Annotated in this window: 19 protein-coding genes; 6 read left to right on the forward strand and 13 right to left on the reverse strand. The window is 73.3% G+C overall.

What is annotated here, in order from left to right:
• The 4 genes from K7862_RS16310 (at nt 1) to K7862_RS16325 (ending at nt 3490) form a co-directional block, all read left to right on the forward strand.
• On the forward strand, nt 1-924 hold the full coding sequence (locus tag K7862_RS16310) for an ABC transporter permease subunit (RefSeq protein WP_222963347.1): 924 nt from the start codon (nt 1-3) through the stop codon (nt 922-924).
• A complete protein-coding gene (locus tag K7862_RS16315; protein ID WP_222963323.1) occupies nt 921-1838 on the forward strand; it encodes an ABC transporter ATP-binding protein in 918 nt (305 codons plus the stop codon). The genes K7862_RS16310 and K7862_RS16315 overlap by 4 nt, the downstream gene beginning before the upstream one ends.
• 90 nt (nt 1839-1928) lie before the next feature.
• Nucleotides 1929-2648 (forward strand): ABC transporter permease subunit, encoded by a 720-nt coding sequence (locus tag K7862_RS16320; protein WP_222963348.1) that lies wholly within the window; start codon nt 1929-1931, stop codon nt 2646-2648.
• Nucleotides 2649-2752: 104 nt separating this feature from the next.
• Nucleotides 2753-3490 carry a rhomboid-like protein gene (locus tag K7862_RS16325; RefSeq protein WP_308012019.1) on the forward strand — a complete coding sequence of 246 codons (738 nt, stop codon included), beginning with the start codon at nt 2753-2755 and terminating at the stop codon, nt 3488-3490.
• A 25-nt stretch (nt 3491-3515) separates the two neighbouring features.
• Here the strand turns inward: K7862_RS16325 and K7862_RS16330 are convergent, their stop codons facing one another.
• From K7862_RS16330 to K7862_RS16365, 9 genes are all read right to left on the reverse strand, one after another.
• Nucleotides 3516-4370 carry an HAD family hydrolase gene (locus tag K7862_RS16330; RefSeq protein ID WP_222963324.1) on the reverse strand — a complete coding sequence of 285 codons (855 nt, stop codon included), beginning with the start codon at nt 4368-4370 and terminating at the stop codon, nt 3516-3518.
• Nucleotides 4367-5656: a serine--tRNA ligase gene (gene serS / locus K7862_RS16335; RefSeq protein WP_222963325.1), complete on the reverse strand. Its 1290-nt coding sequence runs from the start codon at nt 5654-5656 to the stop codon at nt 4367-4369. The genes K7862_RS16330 and serS overlap by 4 nt, the downstream gene beginning before the upstream one ends.
• 571 nt (nt 5657-6227) lie before the next feature.
• Nucleotides 6228-7157: a prephenate dehydratase gene (gene pheA, locus K7862_RS16340; protein ID WP_222963326.1), complete on the reverse strand. Its 930-nt coding sequence runs from the start codon at nt 7155-7157 to the stop codon at nt 6228-6230.
• Nucleotides 7158-7259: 102 nt separating this feature from the next.
• A complete protein-coding gene (gene efeB / locus K7862_RS37615) occupies nt 7260-8585 on the reverse strand; it encodes an iron uptake transporter deferrochelatase/peroxidase subunit (RefSeq protein WP_308012020.1) in 1326 nt (441 codons plus the stop codon).
• Nucleotides 8582-10795: a copper resistance protein CopC gene (locus K7862_RS37620; RefSeq protein WP_262413242.1), complete on the reverse strand. Its 2214-nt coding sequence runs from the start codon at nt 10793-10795 to the stop codon at nt 8582-8584. The genes efeB and K7862_RS37620 overlap by 4 nt, the downstream gene beginning before the upstream one ends.
• Nucleotides 10796-10802: 7 nt before the next feature.
• Nucleotides 10803-11279: a copper chaperone PCu(A)C gene (locus K7862_RS16350; RefSeq protein ID WP_222963327.1), complete on the reverse strand. Its 477-nt coding sequence runs from the start codon at nt 11277-11279 to the stop codon at nt 10803-10805.
• Between the two features lie 116 nt (nt 11280-11395).
• A complete protein-coding gene (locus K7862_RS16355) occupies nt 11396-12127 on the reverse strand; it encodes an SCO family protein (RefSeq protein WP_222963328.1) in 732 nt (243 codons plus the stop codon).
• A gap of 114 nt (nt 12128-12241) precedes the next feature.
• Entirely contained in the window at nt 12242-13039 is a 798-nt protein-coding gene (locus tag K7862_RS16360; RefSeq protein WP_222963329.1) for a YcnI family protein, read from the reverse strand.
• Nucleotides 13040-13513: 474 nt separating this feature from the next.
• Nucleotides 13514-14224, reverse strand: coding sequence for a hypothetical protein (locus K7862_RS16365; protein ID WP_262413243.1), 711 nt, complete (start codon nt 14222-14224; stop codon nt 13514-13516).
• A 205-nt stretch (nt 14225-14429) separates the two neighbouring features.
• Here K7862_RS16365 and K7862_RS16370 point away from each other — a divergent pair, with 205 nt between their 5' ends.
• Entirely contained in the window at nt 14430-14873 is a 444-nt protein-coding gene (locus tag K7862_RS16370; protein WP_222963331.1) for an ATP-binding protein, read from the forward strand.
• A 160-nt stretch (nt 14874-15033) separates the two neighbouring features.
• Here the strand turns inward: K7862_RS16370 and K7862_RS16375 are convergent, their stop codons facing one another.
• Together K7862_RS16375 and K7862_RS16380 are read right to left on the reverse strand one after the other, a co-directional pair.
• Entirely contained in the window at nt 15034-16557 is a 1524-nt protein-coding gene (locus K7862_RS16375; RefSeq protein ID WP_222963332.1) for an aminopeptidase P family protein, read from the reverse strand.
• 217 nt (nt 16558-16774) lie between these two features.
• The gene (locus K7862_RS16380; RefSeq protein ID WP_222963333.1) at nt 16775-18307 is read right to left on the reverse strand and encodes a PP2C family protein-serine/threonine phosphatase; all 1533 of its coding nucleotides are present in this window, start codon (nt 18305-18307) and stop codon (nt 16775-16777) included.
• A gap of 568 nt (nt 18308-18875) precedes the next feature.
• Here K7862_RS16380 and K7862_RS16385 point away from each other — a divergent pair.
• Nucleotides 18876-19559 carry a bifunctional DNA primase/polymerase gene (locus tag K7862_RS16385; RefSeq protein WP_222963334.1) on the forward strand — a complete coding sequence of 228 codons (684 nt, stop codon included), beginning with the start codon at nt 18876-18878 and terminating at the stop codon, nt 19557-19559.
• A gap of 861 nt (nt 19560-20420) precedes the next feature.
• Here K7862_RS16385 and K7862_RS16390 read toward each other — a convergent pair.
• On the reverse strand, nt 20421-21392 hold the full coding sequence (locus tag K7862_RS16390) for a DUF5926 family protein (RefSeq protein WP_222963335.1): 972 nt from the start codon (nt 21390-21392) through the stop codon (nt 20421-20423).
• Between the two features lie 298 nt (nt 21393-21690).
• Nucleotides 21691-22341, reverse strand: coding sequence for an ATP-binding protein (locus K7862_RS16395; protein ID WP_222963336.1), 651 nt, complete (start codon nt 22339-22341; stop codon nt 21691-21693).
• Nucleotides 22342-22426 lie beyond the last annotated feature (85 nt).

The following is a 22426-nucleotide window of genomic DNA, read 5'->3' on the forward strand; positions in this document are numbered from 1 at the left end:
GTGGCAGCGGTCCCGGGCCCGCCGCCCGGGCCACCCGCGGCGTCGCCCACCGACGTCATCCACAACATCGGCTACCGCAAGTACGACGGCCCCCGCCTGGGCCGCGGTTACGCCCGGAAGTCGCTGTACAGCCAGAGCCTGCGCGGCGCGTACGGCCTGGGCCGCAGCGCGAAGTCCAAGGTGCTGCCGATGATCCTGCTGGGCGCGATGTGCGCACCCGCGCTGATCATGGTGGCCGTCGCGGTCTTCACGCACATGACCAAACTGCCGGTCGCGTACACCCGTTACGCGGTGCTGCTCCAGGCGGTCATCACCCTGTTCGTGGCGTCGCAGGCACCGCAGTCGGTCTCGCGCGACCTGCGGTTCAAGACCACGCCGCTGTACTTCTCGCGGCCGATCGAGCGGGTCGACTACGTGGTCGCGAAGTTCGCCGCGCTGGCCACGGCGCTGTTCCTGCTGACCGCGCTCCCGCTCGTCATCCTCTACATCGGCGCGCTGCTCGCGAAGCTCGACTTCGGCGACCAGACCGCCGGGTTTGCGAAGGGCCTGGTGTCCGTAGTCCTGCTGTCCGTGCTGTTCGCCGGGATAGGCCTGGTGATCGCCGCCGTGACGCCGCGCCGCGGGTTCGGCGTGGCCGCGATCATCGCGCTGTTCGTCATCACCTACGGCGCGGTCTCCAGCGTCCAGGGCGTCGCCATGAGCCAGGAGAAGTACGACGTGATCGGCTGGCTCGGCCTGTTCTCGCCGATCACCCTGATCGACGGCTTCCAGACGTGGTTCCTCGGCGCGACGTCGGCGTTCCCCAACGCGTCCGGGCCGCCGAACGTCGCCGCGGGCCTGGTGTACCTGCTGGTCATCGCCGGGATCATCGCCGGCTGCTTCGGGCTGCTGATGCGGCGCTACCGGAAGGTGGGCATGGCGTGACGGTCATCGGCATCGACAAGGCGTCGCGCTGGTTCGGCAACGTGGTGGCGGTCAACGACATCACCATGGCCATCGGCCCCGGCGTGACCGGGCTGCTCGGGCCCAACGGCGCCGGCAAGTCCACCCTCATCAACATGATGGCCGGCTTCCTCGCCCCCTCCACCGGCGCGGTGACCCTCGACGGGGTCCCGATCTGGCGGAACGAGCAGGCCTACCGCGAGATCGGCATCGTCCCCGAGCGCGAGGCGATGTACGACTTCCTGACCGCCCGCGAGTTCGTGGTCGCCAACGCCGAACTGCACGGCCTGCCCGATCCGGGCGCCGCCGCGCAGAAGGCGCTGGCCACGGTCGAGATGGAGTACGCGCAGGACCGGCGGATCGAGACCTACAGCAAGGGCATGCGGCAGCGCGCCAAGATGGCGTCCGCGCTGGTGCACGAGCCTTCGGTGCTGCTGCTCGACGAGCCGTTCAACGGCATGGACCCGCGCCAGCGGCTGCACCTGATGGAACTGCTGCGGCGGATGGGCGCCGAGGGCCGCACCGTGCTGTTCTCCTCGCACATCCTGGAGGAGGTCGAGCAGCTCGCCCACCACATCGAGGTGGTGGTCGCCGGCCGGCACGCCGCGTCCGGTGACTTCCGCAAGATCCGCCGCCTGATGACCGACCGCCCGCACCGCTACCTCGTCCGCTCCAGCGACGACCGGCAGCTCGCGTCGGTGCTCATCGCCCATGCGTCGACGGCCGGGATCGAACTGGACTGGACGGAGCGGGCGCTGCGGATCCAGGCGGTCGACTTCGCGGCCTTCACCGAGTTCCTGCCCCGGATCGCCCGCGACCACGGCATCCGGCTCTTCACGGTCTCGCCCTCGGACGAGTCCCTGGAGAGCGTCTTCTCCTACCTGGTCACCGCGTAAGGAGCCGCGCGCATGTCCACCACCGCTCCGTCAGGACGCACCCACCCCGCCGGACCCCGCCTCCAGGCCGCGCCTCCGGTACGGTCCGGCATCTACCACCGGACCGTCGCCCGGCTCACCTACCGGGCGCTGCTCGGCCGGCGCCGCGCCCTGCTGCTGTTCTGCCTGCCGCTGCTCCTGCTGGTCATCGTCAGCGCGGTCCGCGCGCTGGCCGGTCAGGACGACGGCACCACCGCCGACCTGCTGCAGGGCTTCGCGCTCAGCGCGATGGTGCCGCTGATCGGCGTGATCGCCGGCACCGGCGCGATCGGCCCGGAGATCGACGACGGGGCGATCGTCTATCTGCTGGCCAAGCCCATCAAGCGGTCGACGATCGTGTCCACCAAGCTGCTCGTGGCCATCGGTGTCAGCGTCGTCTTCTCCGCGCTGCCCACCCTGCTGGCCGGGCTCGTCCTCGACGGCAACGGCCAGCACCTGGCGGTGGCGTTCGCGGTCGCCGCGGCCGCCGCGTCCATCGCCTACTCGGCGATCTTCCTGATGCTGGGCGTGCTCACCCGGCACGCGGTCGTCGTCGGACTCGTCTACGCGCTGGTGTGGGAGGGCGTGATCGGCAACGTGGTACCGGGCGCGCGCACCCTGAGCGTCCAGCAGTGGTCGCTGGCGATCGCCCAGCGAATCAGCCTGGACTCCTCGGTCACCTCGGACGTGTCCCTGACCACCGGCGTCGTGTTCCTGGTGCTGGTCACCGCCGTCGCCGGCTGGTTCGCGGCCCACAAGCTGCGCACGCTCAAGCTCGCCGGCGAGGAGTGACGGCCGGCTGAACCACCGGCGGACCCGGTTCACCCGGACGGCGGACCCGGGCCCGCCGGTGTGTTCACCCGGCGGGCCCACCGCCCGCCGGTTACAACGGGGACGTGGCCCCAGAAGTCCCGGAGACCTCCCCGCCCGCGCCGGGCCGTGCGTTCCCCCTGGCCGTCGCGCTGCGGCGCCGCGTCCGGCCCGGCGCCGTGTGCCGTGCGACAGCGGACTGGTTCCGCACCGCACCCGGCACCCATGTGTGGCTGGCCGTCCTCGCCGTCACCAGCGCGGTGGCCGCGGGACTCTCACCCGACCTGCGGTCCTACCTGCTGCACCACGTCAGCACCAACCTCGTCGAACTCCGGATTCACCCGGTCCGCGTACTGTTCGCCAGCGCCTTCTGGATCGAGACGCCGTCCGCGCTGCTCTTCTACGCCCTGGTGTTCGAGCTGGTGCACGCCACCGCGGAACGCTGGCTCGGCACCGTGCGGTGGCTGATGGTGGTGGCCCTCGCCCACGTCGGGGCCACCCTGGTCAGCCAGAAGGCGGTGCTCTTCGGTATCCGGGACGCCCGGCTGCCGCGCTCGCTCGCGCACACCATCGACATAGGGGTCAGCTACGGGCTCGCCGGGGTCGTCGGCGTGCTGGCCTACCGGGTTCCGGCACCCTGGCGCTGGGGCTATCTGCTCGGCGTGCTGGCGTTCTTCACCTACCCGGTGCTGCACAAGGGCACGTTCACCGACATCGGCCACCTCACGGCCGTGCTGATCGGCCTGTGCTGCTACGGGCTCACCCCGCAGGCGGCCGCGCCCAGGAACAGCAGGGCGCCCGGGGAACCGGCGCCGCCCGCCTGAGCGGCCGGCCTCCCGGGTCCGGCCCTCAGATCACCCCGCCGAAGACCCGCCGCAGCACCAGCGCGATACCGTCCTCGTCGTTGGACGCGGTCACCTCGTCGGCGACCGCCTTCAGCTCGGAGTGCGCGTTGGCCATGGCCACGCCGTAGCCGGCCCACGCGAACATGGGCACGTCGTTGGGCATGTCGCCGAACGCGATGGTCTCCGCCGCGGCCACGCCGAGACGGCGCGCCGCCAGCGACAGCCCGGTGGCCTTCGTCAGGCCCAGCGGCAGCAGCTCCACGATGCCCTCCCCGGCCATGATCACGCCCACCAGGTCCCCGGCCGCCGCCCGCGCGGCCTCGGCCAGCTCGTCGTCGAGCTCGGGGTGCTGGATGTAGAGCTTGTTGATCGGGTCGGCCCACAGCTCGGTGGTGTCCTGCATGTGGATGACCGGCAGTTCGGGGTGGTAGACGTACCCCTCGCCGACCAGCACCTCACCGGCCAGGCCGTCCCGGCTGGCGGCCAGCGCGACCCGGCCCACCTCGGCCTCGATCTTGGCGATCGCCAGCCCGGCCACCTGCCGGTCCAGCGTCACCGAGGTCAGCAGCCGGTGACTGCCCGCGTCGTAGACCTGCGCGCCCTGGCCGCAGACCGCCAGACCCTGGTAGCCCAGGTCGTCCAGCACATGACGGGTCCACGGCACCGAGCGGCCGGTGACGATGATGTGCGCCGCGCCCGCCGCGGTCACGGCGGCGAGCGCGTCACGGGAGCTCTGCGAGACGGTGTTGTCGCTGCGCAGCAGCGTGCCGTCGAGGTCGGTGGCCACCAGCCGGTACGGCAGCGGCCGCCCGGACGTGCCGGTGGGCCGCCCCTCCGCCGGGTCCGCGGCGGCGCTCACTTGGCCGAGGCGGGGGTGAGCGGCTCCAAGACCTCGCGGCCGCCGAGGTACGGCCGCAGGATCTCCGGCACCCGGACCGAGCCGTCCGCCTGCTGGTGGTTCTCCAGCACGGCCACGATCGTCCTGGTCACCGCGCACAGTGTGCCGTTGAGGGTGGCCAGCGGCCGCGTCCCCTCGGTGTCGCGCACCCGGATGTTGAGCCGCCGGGCCTGGAACGAGTCCGTGTTGGACGTCGACGTCAGCTCGCGGTACTTGCCCTGCGTGGGGATCCACGCCTCGCAGTCGAACTTGCGCGACGCCGAGGAGCCCAGGTCACCCGAGGCCAGCTCGACCACCTGGAACGGCAGTTCCAGGGAGCTCAGCCACTGCTTCTCCCAGGCCAGCAGCCGCTGGTGCTCGGCCTCGGCCTCCTCGGGCGTGGTGAAGACGAACATCTCCACCTTGTCGAACTGGTGGACCCGGAAGATGCCCCGGGTGTCCTTGCCGTACGAGCCGGCCTCGCGCCGGTAGCAGGAGGAGAAGCCGGCGTAGCGCAGCGGCAGCCGGTTCGCCTCGAGGATCTCGTCCATGTGGTACGCGGCCAGCGGGACCTCGGAGGTGCCGACCAGGTACAGGTCGTCCTTCTCCAGCCGGTACACGTCGTCCTCGACCTGGCCGAGGTAGCCGGTGCCGGCCATCGCCGCGGGCTTGACCAGGTTGGGGGTGAGCATCGGGGTGAAGCCCGCCGCGACGGCCTGCGAGATGGCGGCCTGGACCAGGGCGAACTCCAGCAGGGCGCCGACGCCGGTGAGGTAGTAGAACCGGGAGCCGGAGACCTTGGCGCCGCGCTCGGTGTCGATCGCGCCGAGCAGTTCGCCGAGTTCCAGGTGGTCGCGCGGGGTGAAGCCCTCGGCGGCGAAGTCGCGCGGGGCGCCGTGCTGCTCCAGGACGACGAAGTCCTCCTCGCCGCCGACGGGTGCCTCCGGGTGGACCAGGTTGCCGATCTGCAGCAGCAGCCGCTGGGCCTCGTCGGACGCCGCCTGCTGCTCGCCGTCGGCGGCCTTGACCGCCTCGGCCAGCTCCTTGGTGCGCTTCAGGAGCTCGGCCTTCTCCTCGCCCTGCGCCTTGGGGATCAGCTTCCCCAGCTGCTTCTGCTCGGCGCGCAGCTGGTCGAAGCGGGTACCGGAGGACCTGCGCCGCTCGTCGGCGGCGAGGAGGGAGTCGACGAGCGCGACGTCCTCTCCACGGGCGCGCTGGGAGGCGCGCACACGGTCGGGGTCCTCACGAAGCAGGCGAAGGTCAATCACGGACTACAGGCTACCGGCGGGAGGGCGCCGGACGCGACAACTTAGAGGCGGAATGTGATCTTTGTCCACTTTGCCGTGGAAAGCGAAATACAGCCGAAAATGACCATGAAAAGCCGCTGGTCAACCCACTTCGGCGGATCCCTCTCCCGGGGCATCCCGCTTGTGGAGAACCGGAGTTGATCAAGCTGGGAGGGCTCTTCCGGGCCGAGTTATCCACAGGCTCCGGGAGACTTTCCGCACCTTGTCCACAGGGTGTGGGGAAGATCTGTGGAGAAGTGCGGAGATCATTTCCCCGGGGCGGTGTTCGGCTATGGATTCCCCCGCCAAACCCGGCTCACACTCTCTTTGGGGTGAGAACTGTTCACCCGCGAGGATTGGTCGCGGGAATTGGGCTGACACGGGATGACCTGCATCACTTCGGTCGGCGGTGATGCGTGTGTACCTCTTTGTCGATTTGGTCCGACTTGGTTGTCGACTTGTCCCCACGTTACCCACAGGCACTCGGATGGGCCTGTGGATAACTCGGTGGACTGTGGTGGACAGCCGTGACCGGCGAGGTCCGGGACGGGCGTCAGCCGCGGCCGTCGAGCGCGCGGTTCAACCAGTCCGCGGCTTCCGTGAACGCGTCGTCCGCCGTTCCGCGGGTGACCGAGGGCGCCACCTGGTCGGCTCGCGGGTACGAACCCAGAAATCTTACATTCAGACAGCGGCGCCGCAGACCCATCAGCGTCTCACCGACCCGCCGCTCGGTCAGATGCCCCTCGGCGTCCACCGAGAAGCAGTACTTACCCAGGCCCTCACCGGTCGGCCGGGACTCGATCCGCATCAGGTTCACCCCGCGGATCGCGAACTCCTGCAGCAGGTCCAGCAGCGCGCCGGGGTGGTCGTCGCGCAGCCAGAAGACCGCCGACGTCTTGTCCGCGCCGGTCGGCGCCGCGAGCCGGGCCGGCCGGCCCACCAGCACGAAGCGGGTCGTGGCGTTCTGCGCGTCGTGGATCTCGGTGGCCAGCGGTTCGAGACCGTAGGTCGGCGCCGCGAACTCGCCCGCGAACGCCCCGTCGAACCGGCCCTCCTGCACCAGCCGGGCGCCGTCGGCGTTCGAGGCGGCCGACTCCCAGGCCGCCTCCGGCAGGTGCTCGGCCATCCAGTTGCGCACCTGGATCTGGGCCGCCGGGTGGCCGGTCACCGTCTTGATGTCGCCGAGCGAGGTGCCCGGGCGGACCAGCAGGGCGAACGCGATGGGCAGCAGCACCTCGCGGTAGATCATCAGCGGCTCGCCGAACGCCAGCTCGTCGAGGGTGGCGGTGATGCCGCCCTCCACGGAGTTCTCGATCGGTACGAGCGCCCCGCCGGCCTCACCGTTTCTCACCGCGTCCAGCGCGGCCGGCACCGAGACCATCGGTACCAGTTCGCGCGTGGCGGCTTCCGGCAGCGTGCGCAGCGCTGCCTCGGTGAACGTGCCTTCAGGACCGAGATAGGTGTAGCGGCTCGCCGGCGACATGCAGTCAGCCTAACGGCCGCCCCGCACCGACCCGCCCGGATTCGCGAGCGTCGGGGCCGAGGGGCCCGGGCCGGCCCCGTCAGCCCTCGCCGTCATCGGCCCTCAGCTCTCCAGCAGCCGCTGCCCCACGTACTCGCCCGCAGCAGCACCGCCCGGGACCGCGAAGAGACCGCTGGCCTCGTGGCGGATGAAGCGGGAGAGGCCGTCGCCGCCGTCGAGCTTGCGCTGGACGGGGACGAAGCCGCGCATCGGGTCGGCCTGCCAGGCGACGAAGAGCAGGCCGGCGTCCGGGGTGCCGTCCGCGCCGATCCCGTCGTGGTACGAGAACCCGCGGCGCAGCATGGCCGCACCGCTGTTGGACGCGGCCGCGGCGACCCGGATGTGGGCGTCGCCGGGAATCGCGATCAGGCCGTCGGGCCCGAACTTCTCCAGGTCCACCGGGGTGGTCTCGGTGCCGCCGGACAGCGGGGCGCCGTCGGACTTGCGTCGCCCGATCACCCTCTCCTGCCGTTCGACCGACAGGTGGTCCCAGGAATCCAGCAGCATCCGGATCCGCCGGACCACCGCGTACGAGCCGCCCGCCATCCACGCGGGCGACCCGCCGCCGGCGCCCGAGGCACCCGCGACGCCGTCCTCCGGCACGAAGACCGTCCGCGCGAAGCCGGGGTCGGACGGCTTCGGGTTGTTCGTGCCGTCGATCTGCCCCATCAGGTTCCGCACGGTCATCGGCCGCGCGGTCGCACCCGGTGTGCGGTTGAAGCCGTTCATCTGCCAGCGCACGGTCGCGGTGTCGCGCGCCGCCTTCTGCAGCACGCGCAGCGCGTGGAAGGCGACCAGCGCGTCGTCGGCGCCGATCTGCACCCACAGGTCGCCGTTGCTGCGGTGCGGGTCCAGCGCGTCGGCGGGGAAGTGCGGCAGCGGGGCGAGCGCCTGCGGCAGTCGCCCGGTCAGCCCGGTCCGCGCGAAGAAGCTGCGGCCGAAGCCGAAGGTGACGGTCAGTGAGGACGGCCCGGCGTCGTCGGCGACCTGGTCGTCGTACACCGCGGGGGTTCCGGGCCGCCCCGCCCGCGTCATCGCGCGCGCCGCGTCGGACCAGCGGCGCATCAGCGCGGCGGCGGCCCTGCGGTCGGCGCCCGCCGCGAGGTCGAAGGCGACCAGATGCCCGCACGTCTGCGCCGGTTCGACGATGCCCGCCTGGTGGACGCCCTCGAACGGGATGTGCGCCGCGCCGACCGACGTCAGGGCGGCGGGGTGCTGCCGTGCCGCCACCGCGATCCCCGCTCCGGCGCCGCCCCCGGCCACCAGTCCCGCCGCGCCGGCGGCCCCGGCCGCACCCGCCGTGCCCAGCAGCCGGCGGCGGCTGAGCGGTGCGCCCGCGGCGTCGGGGGCGGGGGCGGCGGCCCGGGTGCCGTCGTCGACGGTGCTCACTGGGCGACCTTCACGTTTCTGGTCACGGTCACCTCGTCGATGTCGGAGGTGCGGACGGTCAGCGAGAGCTGCCACGTCCCGGCCAGCGGGAGCTGGACCTTGGTGGCCACGTAGTGTCCGGCGCCCAGCTTCGCCAGCGGCACCTGGATCGGGCCGAGGTGCCGGGCCGGCAGGGTGAACGCCAGCCGCACCTCGGGGACGGCGACCGGCAGGTTCCCCGCACCGGTCAGCTCCAGGTGGATGTCGTTGGGGACCCCGGCCTGCCCGGGCGACAGGCTGAACGAGGCGGTACCGCTGCCCTTGGGGCCGCCGGTGTCGTACGGGATGGTCAGCGCCACCTCGCCCGGTACGGCGGCCGACGATGCCGACGACGATGCCGCCGACGACGCCGACGACGAAGCCGGGGGCGCCGCGGCCAGCCCCTTCTGCTCCTCGGCCGCCCGGCCGGGCTGCGAGCCGGACAGGATCGTGGTCACGGAGAGCAGGACGATCGCGATGCCGGCCTCCACCAGCACCGAGCGGCGCAGCGCGCCCCGCGCCGGGTCCGCCTCCCGGGACTTGCGGGCCTGCGCGGCGCTGCGGGCCGCCTGCTGACGCCGCAACTGGGCGGCGCGCTTGGAGTCGGTGCCGTCGCCGGAGCCTCCCGCGGCACCGCCCACGCCGGCGGTCGCGGCGTCCTTGCCGCTGCCGGCCGCAGGACCGTCCGCCGGTTCGTCCGCCGGTTCGTCCGCCACCGGTTCGGCGACGGTGTCGGTGGCCCGGGCCGCCGGTTCGACGGCGGCGGCCGTGACGCCCTCGCCCGTCGCGGCTCCGGCCGCGGCCTTGACGGCCGTCTCCTTCCGGACCGCTGTGCCGCCCTTGGCGGCGGACTTGCCGGCCGGCGCCTTGCCCGCGTCGGCCTTGCCGGCCGGCGCCCTGCCCGCGTCGGCCTTGCCGGCCGTCCGCGAGATCGACGTCCGGCCGAGCGTCTGCGTCCATCGGCGCGAGAACCAGGCGACCGCGACCAGCGCGCACACCAGGCCGATCTTGATGAGCAGCAGCCGTCCGTAGGAGGTGTCGGTGAACGCCCGCCACGTGCCGATCTGCCGCCACGCCTGGTAGGTGCCGGTGGCGACCAGCAGGGTGATCGCCGTCAGCGCGAGCGCGGAGAAGCGGCGTACCGCGAACGCCGGCACCGCGGGGCGGGCCATCGACGGCGCCCACAGTGCGACGAGCAGGGTGACCAGGCCGCCCAGCCACACCGCCATGGACAGCAGGTGGATCACGTCGACGGGCATGGCGATCCGGCGCTGGATGCCGACCGAGGCGTGCTCGGCCATCGCCCAGGTCGCCGCGATGCCCACCGCGACCACGCCGCCGCCGATGCCCAGGCCCCAGGCCAGGTCCGCGCGTTCCTCCGGGTCCTCCCGTTTGGCGTAGCTGCCGAACAGGACGGCGAGGAAGACCGCGGCGGCGGCGAGCAGCAGCAGCCGCGACAGCAGGGCCGCGCCCGGCCGGGTCTCCAGGGAACTGCGCATGACGCCGACGTCGAAGGCGCCTCCGAGTCCGCCGCCGTTGACGTAGGGCCCGCGCAGCATGATCAGGGCGATGGTCGCCGCGACCAGGGCGGCCCAGCCGCCGGAGACCAGCCGCTGCAGCGGCCGCCGCAGGGCGCCGCGCGGCCAGCACACGGCCAGGAACACCGAGCCGCCGACGAGCAGCGCGAACCCGGCGTAGGCGAGGAAGCGGGCGATCCCGTAGAGGGTGCCGGCGATCCCGCCGCCGGCCGGCGTCACCCCGGACAGGTCGACGGAGGTCTTGGAGGCCGCGCCGATGGAGAAGGTGAAGGCCCCGGAGACGGGATGGCTGTCCTGCGAGACCGCCCGCCAGGCCACGGTGTACGTGCCGTTGCCGAGGCCGCCGCGCAGGGCCACCGTCGCGGTGGACCCGGAGTCCGCCACGTCCGCGTGGCCCGGCGTGCCGACCGCGACGTTCGTCCCGCGCGGGTCGAGCACCCGCAGCGAGTCCGCGGACAGCAGCACCCCTTCGGAGAAGGTGAGCACCACCCGCTGCGGCGCCGCCGCCACCACGGAACCCGACGCCGGGTCGGTGCGGATGAGGGCCGCGTGCGCGGAGGCGGGTACGGCGGTGCCCAGCAGCAGGGCCAGCAGCGCCACCAGGAGTGTGGCCAGCCGGGCCGCGGATGAGCGAACGTACGACCGTGGGTTCATCGGCTCGTCAATCCTTCGGCTGGTACGTCGTCGGGCGCACGGGCACGGTGACCGTCACGGTGGCGGGCGTGGCGTGCGCGAAGTGCAGGGTCAGCGGAACCGTTTCCCCGACGGAGGGCCTGCGGGTCAGGTCCTCCAGCATCAGATGGTCCCCCCCGGTGCCGAGCGTGAGCCGGCCGCCGGCCGGCACGGTCAGCTCCATCACCTGGCGCATGGTGGTGCCCTGGGTGGTGTGCAGCGTGACATGTGCGGCCAGCGGTGTCGTCACCGCGGTCAGCTGGGCGTCCGTGCCGCCGTCGTTGACGACGGTGACGTAGGCCGCGGCCAGGTCGGTGAGCAGCGGCTGCGGGATGTACCCCGAGCGGACGGCCAGTTTGGCAGGGCCGCCCTTGCCGTGCGCGGACGCGCCGCCGACCGAGCAGCCGCCGAGCCCGACCACCGCGGCCAGCGCCACGACGGCGCCGCCCGCCAGGGCGCCGGTCACCGCGCCGGCGACCCTGCGGCGCCGGCCCGGCCGGCGGGGGCCGGTCGGTTCCGCGGCCCCAGTCCCAGCTCCGGAAACGCTCCCAGTCCCAGCCCCGGTCTCGGTCCCGGTCCCGGTCACGGGGCCTCGCTCCTGATCAGCTTGGGCAGGTCGTGCTGGTACTGGCCGGCGGTGGTTCCCGACATGTACAGCACGTGGCCCTTGTCGTCCTTGGGCCAGAACGCCAGCACCTCGGCCCCGTGCGTGACGGTGATGCTGCCGTCCTTCTCCTTGACCGGCGGCTCGATGGCGACGCCGACCGAGCGCGCGGCGGCCTGGATGACCGAGAACCTGCCGGTCAGCCCGATGAAGCTCTTGTCCATCGCGCCCAGCCACTCGTTCAGGCGGGCCGGGGTGTCGCGCTGCGGGTCGGAGCTGACGAACACCACGCGCAGTTCGGCCTGGTCGGCCCTGGGCAGCCGGGACTTGGCCAGCGCGATGTCGCTCATCGTCGTCGGGCACACGTCCGGGCAGTGGGTGTAGCCGAAGAACAGCAGCGTGGGGTGGCCGGCGGTCTGCTTCACCAGGTCGAACGGCTTGCCGTGGTTGTCGGTCAGGGTGATGTCCGGCTTGGTGAACGGGGTGTCCAGGACGGTGCCCGGCTTGCTCGCGCCGGCGGAGACGTCGGCGACGTTGCCGGAGTCCGCTCCGGAGGCGCCGGAGCCCGAGCCGGAACCGCCGCAGCCGGCGAGCGCCAGGGCGCAGGCCGCGGTGAGCGCGGCCGCGGCGACCCGGACGGTGGTGCGGGGGGACGTGCCGCGCCGGGAGGTGCCGCGCGGGGAGGTGCCGCGCAGGGAAGGAGCGCGCATGAAGGTGGTCCTATTCGCTGTGCTTCGCTTCGCTGGGAGCCGGGCGGCCGCGGGATGCGGCGGCCGCCCGGCGGGGGCCGGTGGGGCCCGACGGATCAGGCGGGGCGGCGCCGGTCAGGCGGAGGCGCCGGAGCCCGTCCCGGCGTCACCGGCGGAGCGCCGGCGCCCGGCGAAGACGCCGAACCCGACACCGGCCGCGCCGACGACGATGCCGGCGATGCCCAGGCCGCGGGCCGTGTCGTCACTGCTGCTGCCGGACGACGCGGTGGCCGGAGCCTTGCCGTTCTTCGACGTGTCGCCGGCCGGGGCCGCGGCGGGAGTTCCGGCGGCACCCCCGCTCGTGCCGCCCGTGGCCGCCGCGGTGAGCGTCAGGCTGGGTGCCGGGTTCTGCGGCTCGGGCTGACCGGTCTGCGGCACCTCGATCCAGCGCACGATGTCGCCGTTGTCGTAGGTCTGCAGGGTCTTGAAGACCAGCGAGCCGGCGTCGTCGGGCAGCGGGCCGAGTGAGACGGGGAACTGCTGGAACTGCCCCGGCGCGATCTTCCCGCCCGTCCACACGATCTTGGTGACGGCCTGGTCGACGGTGCCGTCGTCGGTCTTCAGCGGGGTCGTCAGCTTGGACGTGGTGACCTGCGCCGTCCAGCCCGGGACCGGCTGCAGGGACACCGACGCGATCGGGTGGTCGGCCGGCAGGTTGACCTCCACCCGGACGGTGGACGCCTTGTCCTGCTCGTTCGGCACCTTGAACGCCACGGTGCTGTAGCTGCCCTTGGCGGCGGTGTTCGGCTGCACGGTGACATGGGCGAAGGCCGGCACGGCCGACAGCAGGACCACGCCGCCGGCGAGGGCGGCGACGGCCGCCGCACGGGTGCGCAACGGGGAACGGCGGGCAGGGATGCGAGAACCGCTCATGGCTGTGATGTCTCCACGGTGGGATGGGAATCGGATCCGGGTGACGGGACCGCCGCCGCGCGGAACCGGGCCTGAGCCCGGCGACACGCCGGCGAGCCGAACCACTCCTCCCGACCGCGACCGCGACCGTGGCCGTGGCCGTGGCCCGGCACGTGACGCGCGGCACACACGGCACGGCGCAGGCGCGGGTCGCACGGCACGCGGAAGCGCCGGTCACCCACCTTCCGAACAGATCGGACAAGCAGGGCGAATATCGCCCAACTGGTACAGATCCATTGCGTGGTGGTGACGTGTGCGCCGCGCGTCCGCGGCCGGGCGGCGCGCCCTCGGTCCGAGGGGGCGTCAGTGCCCGGCGGTGCGCGGTCACGTGGCCGGGCGGCGCGCGGGGCGGTGACGCCCGGCGCACGGACGGCGGGGGAGGAGCAGGGCGGGCCTGTGCGGTGACGTCACCTCACCCGTGGAGGACGTCGCGCGTCAGGCCGCCAGGACGACCCGCGGTGGGCCGCGGCGCGCCACCGTGTGGCGCAGCCAGACCGTGCGGTGGCGGGCCGTGGTGGCCGGGACCGGGCGGGAAACGCCCGGGGACGGCACCGCGGTGACGAGCACCGACAGCAGCGCGAACGCCCGCCGCAGCAGCAGCGCGAGTCCGGAGGCACCGCGGGCCAGCCGCCACAGGGCGGCCTCACCGCGCCGGAGTATCCAGCCCGCGACGACCGCTGCCAGCACGTGGCCGACGACCATGGGCAGCGAGCACAGGGAGTGGGCCATGGCCTCGGCCGCGCCCATGCCCGGCATCGCCGCCGCGCCGTGCGCGCCCTGTTCGAGCGACGCGCCGGAGGCGCCGGCCGCGCCGGAGGTGCCCGGTGCCCCCGCGACGGCGGCTGCCGGCGCACCGGAGGCCGCGCACACCTGACCGGCGTTGAAGACCGCGTGCAGGGCGAGTTGCCCGGCCGCGAGCACGCCCGCGATCGACGGCATCCGGCGCTCGCGGCCCGCCAGGGGCGCGGCCACCGCGAACACGGCGAGCCACCCCAGGGCCAGAGATCCCGGGGGGACCGAGCGGCCGGAGGCCAGGGTGTGTCCCGCCGCGGCCAGCACGACGCAGACCGCGGTGAACACCGCGGCCCTGAGCAGTCGCAGGCCGGCGCCGGCACGCACGGAGCCGGCTGGAGCGGGAGATGCCATGACGGGCGACATCATCTCACCCGCCATCCGGGTGCGGCACAGTGGGTGACCGGCTCGCGGTAGTGCGCACCGAGTGTCCCTTTACACCGGTACGCCGGGCTTCCGCATCGGCCGAATGAGCGGCTTCACGTCAACACCACGCTTACGGAGTGCCCTTCGTGGCAATACGTATCCGTATGTCGAGCCGCAGCCAGGAGGCTGGAGCATGAGCATCTGGTGGTCACTCCATTTGCGGCGCGAGGCTGCGAGCGTTCCGCTGGCCAGGCGACTTCTGCAGGGGACCATGGAGACGGCCGGGGTCCACCCCGACATCTCCTTCGACCTCTCGGTGGCTCTCACCGAAGCCTGTGCGAACGCCGTCGAACACGCCGGGACGGCGACCGGATACAGCGTCACCGCGCAGATCGACGGTGACCGCTGCCGTATCGAGGTGGCCGACTCGGGACCGGGTCTTCCCCGCGACCGGTTCCGCCCTCCCGCCCGGAGCGCGCCCCACCGGGGCGCGTACGCCGAGCACGGACGCGGACTCATCCTGATCGAAGCCCTCGTGGATCACGTCCACTTCCACGACCGGCCGGGGCACGGCACGGTCGTGGCGTTCGACAAAGTGCTGAAGTGGCGGGACGACGTCCTGCTCACCGCGTCGTAGCCTGACGCCGCGCCACGGCCGCCGCCCACCGGGCGACGGCCGCGACGACACGCGAAGAAACCCGACCGCACGTGCTGACGTCCGACGGCACGCGATGCCCTGCCACGACGTGGGACGGCGCACGTGACGGCACACGTGACGACGGGTAGGGAGCGTGCGGTCAGCCGCGCAGGCCGGCCATCCACGCCTCGACCTCGTCGGCCTGACGCGGCAGCTCCGCCGAGAGGTTCCGGTTGCCGTCCTCGGTGACGAGGATGTCGTCCTCGATCCGCACGCCGATGCCGCGGTACTCCTCCGGCACGGTCAGGTCGTCGGCCTGGAAGTACAGGCCGGGCTCCACGGTGAGCACCATGCCGGGCTCCAGCGTGCAGTCCACGTACGTCTCGGTGCGGGCCTGGGCGCAGTCGTGCACGTCGAGGCCGAGCATGTGGCCGGTGCCGTGCAGGGTCCAGCGGCGCTGCAGGGCGAGTTCGAGCACCCGCTCGGCCGGGCCCTCCAGCAGACCCCACTCCACCAGCTTCTCGGCGAGCACCCGCTGCGACGCCTCGTGGAAGTCGCGGTAGGCGGCGCCCGGCTTGACCGCCTCGATGCCGGCCTGCTGCGCCTCGTACACCGCGTCGTAGATCTTGCGCTGCAGCGGGGTGAAGGTGCCGTTGATCGGCAGGGTGCGGGTGACGTCCGCGGTGTAGAGGGAGTCGGTCTCGACGCCGGCGTCGAGCAGCAGCAGCTCGCCGGAGCGGACCGGGCCGTCGTTGCGCACCCAGTGCAGGGTGGTGGCGTGCGGTCCGGCCGCGCAGATGGAGCCGTAGCCGACGTCGTTGCCCTCGACCCGGGCGCGCAGGAAGAAGGTGCCCTCGATGTAGCGCTCCGAAGTGGCCTCGGCCCGGTCCAGGACCTTCACGACGTCCTCGAAGCCGCGCGCGGTGGAGTCGCATGCCTTCTGCAGCTCGCCGATCTCGAACGCGTCCTTGATCAGCCGCAGTTCGGAGAGGAAGACCTTCAGCTCGGCGTCCCGCTCCGCGGTCACCTTGTCGGCGAGGGCGGCCTCGACGCCGGCGTCGTGACCGCGGACCACGCGGACCGGGCCGGTGGCCTCGCGCAGCGTGTCGGCGGCCTTGCGGACGTCCTTGCAGGGCAGCCCGAGGAGCTGCTCGGCCTCGGTGAGGCTGTTGCGCCGGCCGACCCACAGCTCGCCCTGGCCGTCGAGCCAGAACTCGCCGTTCTCCCGGTTCGAGCGCGGCAGCAGGTACGCGGTGGCCTCGTGCCCGCCCCCGGCCAGCGGCTCCAGGACCAGGACGGCGTCCTGCGTCTGGTCGCCGGTGAGGTGCACGTACTCGGTGGACGCGCGGAACGGGTACTCGGTGTCGTTGGAGCGGGTGCGCAGGTTGCCCGCGGGCACCACAATCCGCTCGCCGGGGAAGCGCGCGGACAGCGCGGCGCGGCGGACGGCGGCGAACGACGCCTGGGGGAGCGGCGTGAGTCCGGTCCGCTCGGTGTCCGCCCAGCCGGACTTCATGACGGCGGCCAGCTCGTCGGACACCGCGGGGTAGAGCCCGTTCTTGCGCTGCTTGATGGGCTTGTCCTGCGCGTCCTGCGCGTCCAGCTCGCCGTCCGCGCTCCGCGCGTCCTGCTGGTCCTGGGCCTCCGCCACGTCCTGCCTCCTCAGATGAACCTTTCGTCCCATCGTATGGGGGCGTGCCGTGGAGGGAAGACGGCCTCGTCACCGGGATCCGGCGGGGCGGCGGATGTGCCGAGCGGCGCCGGTCGCGGGTCGCGCCGGCGGTGGTGGGGCGCGCCGGTGGTGGCGGGTCGCGGATCGCGCCTGTCGTGGGGGGGCGCGGGTCGCGCCCATGGCGTCCGTCGCCCGGGCCGAGCCGGCCGCACAGCCCCTCTACGGCGGCTCAGTCGAAGCGGGCGACCAGCAGGACCAGGTCCTCCACCCCGTCGGCGGTGTCCAGGCCGTCGGGCAGCACGGTCCGCACGACGTGGTCGGCGAGCCGCTCGGGATCCGCGCGGACGGGCCGCGGGGCGTTCTGCGCGGCGGCGTGCAGCCGGGCGAAGGCGCGGTCGGCCGGTTCACCGGTGCGGTGCAGCAGCCCGTCGGTGTAGAGCAGCAGGCTCTCCCCGGGCCGCACGGTCAGCTCGGTGCTGGGCGCCTCCCAGCAGCTCAGCATGTTCAGCGGCGCGGACAGCGACGTCTCCACGAACTCGCAGCGCCGGTCGCCGACGACCAGAGGCGGGCAGTGCCCGGCCCCGGCCAGCGTCAGCGTGCGGCTCCCGCCGCCCGGACGCGAACCCGTGCCCGGGTCCGGGGCCGCGGCGTACGCGAACAGGGCCGTCGCCGAGCGGGCGGGCTCGGTCAGCCGCAGCAGCAGTTCCAGGTCGGAGAGCACCGCGACCGGGTCCTCGCCCTCCATCACCGCGTACGCGCGCAGGCTCGCCCGCAGCCGGCCCATCGCGGCGACCGCGGCGGGGCCGGCGCCCGTCACCCCGCCGACGGCCAGGCCCAGCGCCCCCTCGGGCAGTGGCAGGGCGTCGTACCAGTCGCCGCCGCCGCGCGGCCCGCTGGTGTGGCGTACCGCCAGCCGCAGTCCGGGGACGCGCGGCAGCCGGGCGGGCAGCAGCTCGGCGGCGAGCGCGGACGTCACGGCCCGGGCGCGGCCGAGGGTCAGGCAGCGGGCGAGGTGCTCGGTGGCGTAGCGCAGATAGAGGCCGATCAGCCGGCGCCGGTCCTCGGCGGGCTCGGCCGCCTCGTCGTAGAACCACACCGCGGTGCCGAGGCGTCCGGGCGCCTCGGCGCTGAGCGGCAGCGCGTAGCTGGCGCCCAGGCCGAGCTGGCGGGCGACCTCGCGGTGCCGCGGGGTCAGGCCGGGCTCGCGCAGCAGGTCGTGGTGCACCACCTCGCCGCGGGCGCCGTCACCGCCGTCCAGGGCGTCACGGGCGTCGTCGGCACACGGCTCGGAACAGGCGTCGGGGTGCGGCGCGTCGAAGGGCGCGTGGTGCGGGACGGTCTCCAGCGCGCCGAGGTCGCAGTGGTCGAGGCCGAGTCCCACGGTCGTGTCCGGCCCGAGGCCGTCCGCGGGCTCCAGCGCGATCAGGCCGCGGCGCGCGCCCACCAGGGTGGCGCCCGCGCGCAGCACCTCGTTGAGCGCGTCGTCGAGTTCCGCGGTGCGGGCGAGCTGTTCGGTCAGTTCGTGCAGCAGTGACAGATCGCACACCCAGGCGGCCAGCCGGTCCTGGACGGCCAGGGTGTGATCGGGCGTGCCCGGCGGCGCCAGGGCCGCGGTCACCGGGCCGGAAGCCGCAGGTGGGACGGGCAGCGCGGGCGAGGGGACGACGGGGGTCGTCAGGGCGGCCGCAGCGGCGTCAGTGTGCGCCTGGGCCGGAGGAGGCGGCTCGGTTCCGGCCACTTTTCTGACGTGGGCCGGGCTCATGGCCGGGAACTTCCGGCCGCCGTCCGTCGGATGGGGCAATCAGCGCTTTTCCTCCGCATTGCGCGGAGCATCTGCGTGAATAGCATCGCAAACCCCCATGTCGTGCTGCGCCGCTATCGAGGAACCCACTTCTACACGCACGATTGTGGGCATGTCCAGGATTGTCCTGGTGCGGTAAATGGTGTCGGAGTCTTGCGGCCGCGCGGTCGGGGGTCGTAGGTTGGCTGAAAACCGCCACCCCCGGTCTATGCGCACGGTCGACTGATCCCAGCCAACAGCGCGTCATATCGCGGGTGATGGGTAGGAACCCGAAGTCACGCTCAAGCGTCGTAGTACGTGAACAGTTGACGGCCGACCCAACCCCGAGTGGTGAGGGGTGCTGTGCTCGTCCGGGACCGTACCTGGGCCCCGCCTGCACTGGATGCACGAAGCGCCTTGCGAGCGCCACCCTCCGCCACATTCCACGCTCGGCTGGCAGCGTGATGCGCTGCCTCGAATGCGGTGTGCTCGACAGTTACGTTGTGTAATGGGCAGATCCCTGGGCGTTAACGGAAAGGAACGAGCGCTGATGCGCGAGATCCTCGGAAGGCGACGCAAGCTCTCCCTGAAGCGAGAGGGGCGAACCGCGTACCGCAACGCGGCGCTCATGTACGCCGAGCACTGGCAGTGGCGCGTGGTACCCGGAGTGGGCTACGGCAAGCCGGCCGGCAGGCGGGCCCCGAGCGGGCAGCAGTGTGCCTGCCCGCGGCCGAACTGCCCGGTGCCCGGGGCCCATCCGCTCGACCCCGGACTCCTCGCCGCGACCCACGACCCGCGGATGGTCCGCTGGTGGTGGACCCGCAGGCAGGACGCCCCGATCGTGCTGGCCACCGGCGACAAGGTCTCGGCCGCGAGCCTGCCGGCGTCCGCGGGCGCCGACGCGCTGTCCGCGCTCGAGCACTTCGGCTTCCGGCTCGGGCCGGTGGTCGCGACTCCCACCCGCTACTACTTCCTCGTGGCCCCCTATTCGCTGGACGAACTCGGCGAACTCCTCGACAGCCAGGACTGGGTGCCCACGTCACTGCGCTACCACGGCGACGGCGGCTATGTGCCGCTGCCGACACGCGACGGCACCGCCCAGCTGCACTGGGTACGGCCGCCGGCGGTGGAGAAGGAGACGTGCCGGCCGTGGCTGCCGCCGATCGACACCCTGGTCGACGCCCTGGTCCGCGCGGGCCGCACGGCGCCCGACGGGGACCGGCTGCGTTTCTGAACGGCGCCACGATCTGACCCGACAGGCGCCCTGCCACGGCGGGGCGCCTGTCTCGGCTGGCCTCGTACGGTCGAGGGGACGCCTCGCGCGGCGGGGATAATGTCCCGTTTCGCGCCGAAGTGTTCGCTATGTTCGGTGTGCGGGACCGAGACCGGATCCGACACGAGCGCAGGTGAGCCAGGTGCATTCGCAGCAGCGGCCGGACGACTCGACGCCCGGCGGTCCGCGGCGGCCGGAGGGGCTCCGCAGGGTCGCCGTCGCCAGCGTCGTCGCGCTCGCGGTCGTGCTGCCCCTGGGACTGACGACGGCGGGCCCGCAGCGGGTGGCCCGGCACGACAAGGCCCGGTCGCTGACGACGGGGGATGCATCAGCGACCGGGCTGTTTAAACGGTAACAAGAGTTCGTCCGAACGCAAATTCCCTCGTGGGCCGGTCAGGCCGATTCCCCGGTGTTTTCTGGGGACTTGTGAGCGGGATCACTGACCGACCGCTCAGTCGGCACCCCCGTTCGGGGGTGGTGGCGACGCCTGGGCGCCCCGCCGGCATCAGGGGTCCCTGGGGCAACAGTCGCCTCAGAGAAGGCTGTTGAGGGCGTGGTGCGGCGAGCCGTGGGTGGCCGTTGCGCCCGCGGTGGGCGCTGCTGCCAGGGTGACCGGCGTGGTCGCGGGGGCCGTTGCTGCGGGGGTGACGGCCGGCTCCCGGCCGCACCCCCGCGGCAATCCCTGATGCGTCCCGCGTCCCGCGTCACAGCGCGGCCGGCCGCCCGGCCGAGGAGATTCGGCCGGACCCGGCTGCGTCCTGCTGGACCCGGCTGCTTTCGGCTGGGTACGGCCCGGCGCGGCTGGATACGGCTGGGCGTTGCTCAGCTCAGCGTGATCTGGCGGTTCGTGAAGCCGCTGCGGGCCTTGCGCTCGTCGCCGGTCAGCGGCTCGGTACGCGCCAGCGTCTCCGTCAGCCGCTCGCCGAACTCGGCCGCCGGCTTCTCCACGTCGTCGGCCGTCATGCCCACCGGCAGGTCCCAGACCGGGACCATCAGCCCGTGCGCCCGGAACGAGCCGACCAGCCGCGTGCCCTCGCCCAGCGAGGACGCGCCCGCCACGTGCAGCCGGGCCAGCGCGTCCAGCAGCGCCTCCTCCGGGTGCGGCATGACCCACCGCAGGTGGTTCTTCTCCGGCGTCTCGCACCAGTACGCGGCGTCGACGCCGGTCAGCCGCGCGGTGGGGATCGCCGCCTGGTTCGCCCGCTCCAGCGAGGCCGCGACCTCGCCGGTCGCCGCGGCGGCGTCCTCCAGCCAGAACTCGAAGCCGGTCTGCACCTCGGGCTCGAACGGCGCGTCGAGGTCCAGCAGGTCCTGCAGGCGCGGCCCGTCGGGCGCCGGGCGGCGGCCCTCGACCGGGTTGCCCGGCTCGGCGGTCAGCGCCCGCCGCAGGGTGTCCGCCAGGTCGCGGCTGATGTCGCCGGAGGCGGCGTCGGTCTGCAGGCCCAGGAGCACGGCGCCGGTGTCGCGGCGCAGCCCCGGCCAGGCCATCGGCAGCACGGTGCCGAGGGTGACGGACGGCACGCCCTCGGGGAGGGCGTCCTTCAGCTTCAGCGGCACGGTCGCAGCCGGGACGAGCTCGCGCAGTGCGACCCAGTCGCACTCACCGGGCAGGCCCTCGAACGGACGGCGGACCAGTTCGGTGACGGCGTGTGCCGCCTCGCGGCCGTGACACGCCTTGTACCGGCGGCCCGAGCCGCACGGGCAGGGCTCGCGCGCGCCGACGACGGGAACGGCGGCCCCGGCTTCGGCCCGGGGGCCCTTGGTCTGGGTGGCGGTCGCGCGCTTTTTGGCCATGGCTCGGTCTCTCCCGTTGCGGCGGTGTTACGGCCGCGAGCCTAGCGCCCGGTGAGGCGACGGCCGGCCGTGCGCGCCGTTCACCGCCGGGACGGGTCGCCCGGGCGGTCCGGGCCGGGGCCCGAGTCCGGGTTTCGGTCCGGACGGTCAGGGGTTGTCCGCGCGTGCGGGTCCGTTCCGGACGGTCCAGGGTTGTCCGTGCGTGCGGGTCCGTTCCGGACGGTCTGCGGTTGTCCGCGCGTGCGGGCCCGATCGTGCGGCCGGCAGCCAGGGGCCGGCGGGGCCGGCCGTCACGGGCTCAGCCCAGGTCGTCCAGGGACTCCGCCAGGTCCAGCGGCAGACCGAGCGGGATGCCCCGCGGCAGCCCGATGCCGGTGCCCAGCGAGTCGTCGCGCCGGGCGTGCCGTCCGCGCACCGCGAGCACCGCCCACACCGTCACCTCGCCGGGCGCGTCCCGCACGCCCCAGCGGAGCGCCAGGCTGCCGACGATGCCCAGGCCACGGCCGCCGTGCGCGGTCAGGGAGGGGCTGGACGGGCGTGGGCGCGTCGGCCCGCCGCCGTCGGTGACCTCCAGGACCAGCAGGCCGTCCTCACCCACGGACCACGCGGCTCGTATGCCCTGGACCACCCTGCGGGGAACGACCGGCCGGCCCGCGGCTTCCGGGCGCAGACCCGGCAAACGCTGGGCGGGCGCCTGCGCGCCCGCCTGACCGGTGCCTCGTCCGCCCTCGTCGCCGCCGTCGCCGTCGTCCAAGGGCCGCGCGTGGCGACAGGAGTTGCTGAGCAGTTCGGACAGGATGAGCACCGCGTCGTCGACGACCGGTTCCGGCACCTCGTTCGCGTGCAGATCCGTACGCAGTCTTCTGCGCGCGTCGGCGACTCCGGTCGGACCATGGGGCAGGGCCATGGTCGTGGACGTCGGCACTTCTTGCGCCACCATCAACGACACCCCCGAGACCTCCTTCACCCCACGCCACAGGGTCAATGCCCCCTCGTACTGGACCGGAAACAGGCCAACCACGATCTCTTGACGC

Origin of the sequence: Actinacidiphila acidipaludis, from assembly GCF_019890725.1 — a bacterium.
Classification (GTDB): Bacteria; Actinomycetota; Actinomycetes; order Streptomycetales; family Streptomycetaceae; genus Actinacidiphila; species Actinacidiphila acidipaludis.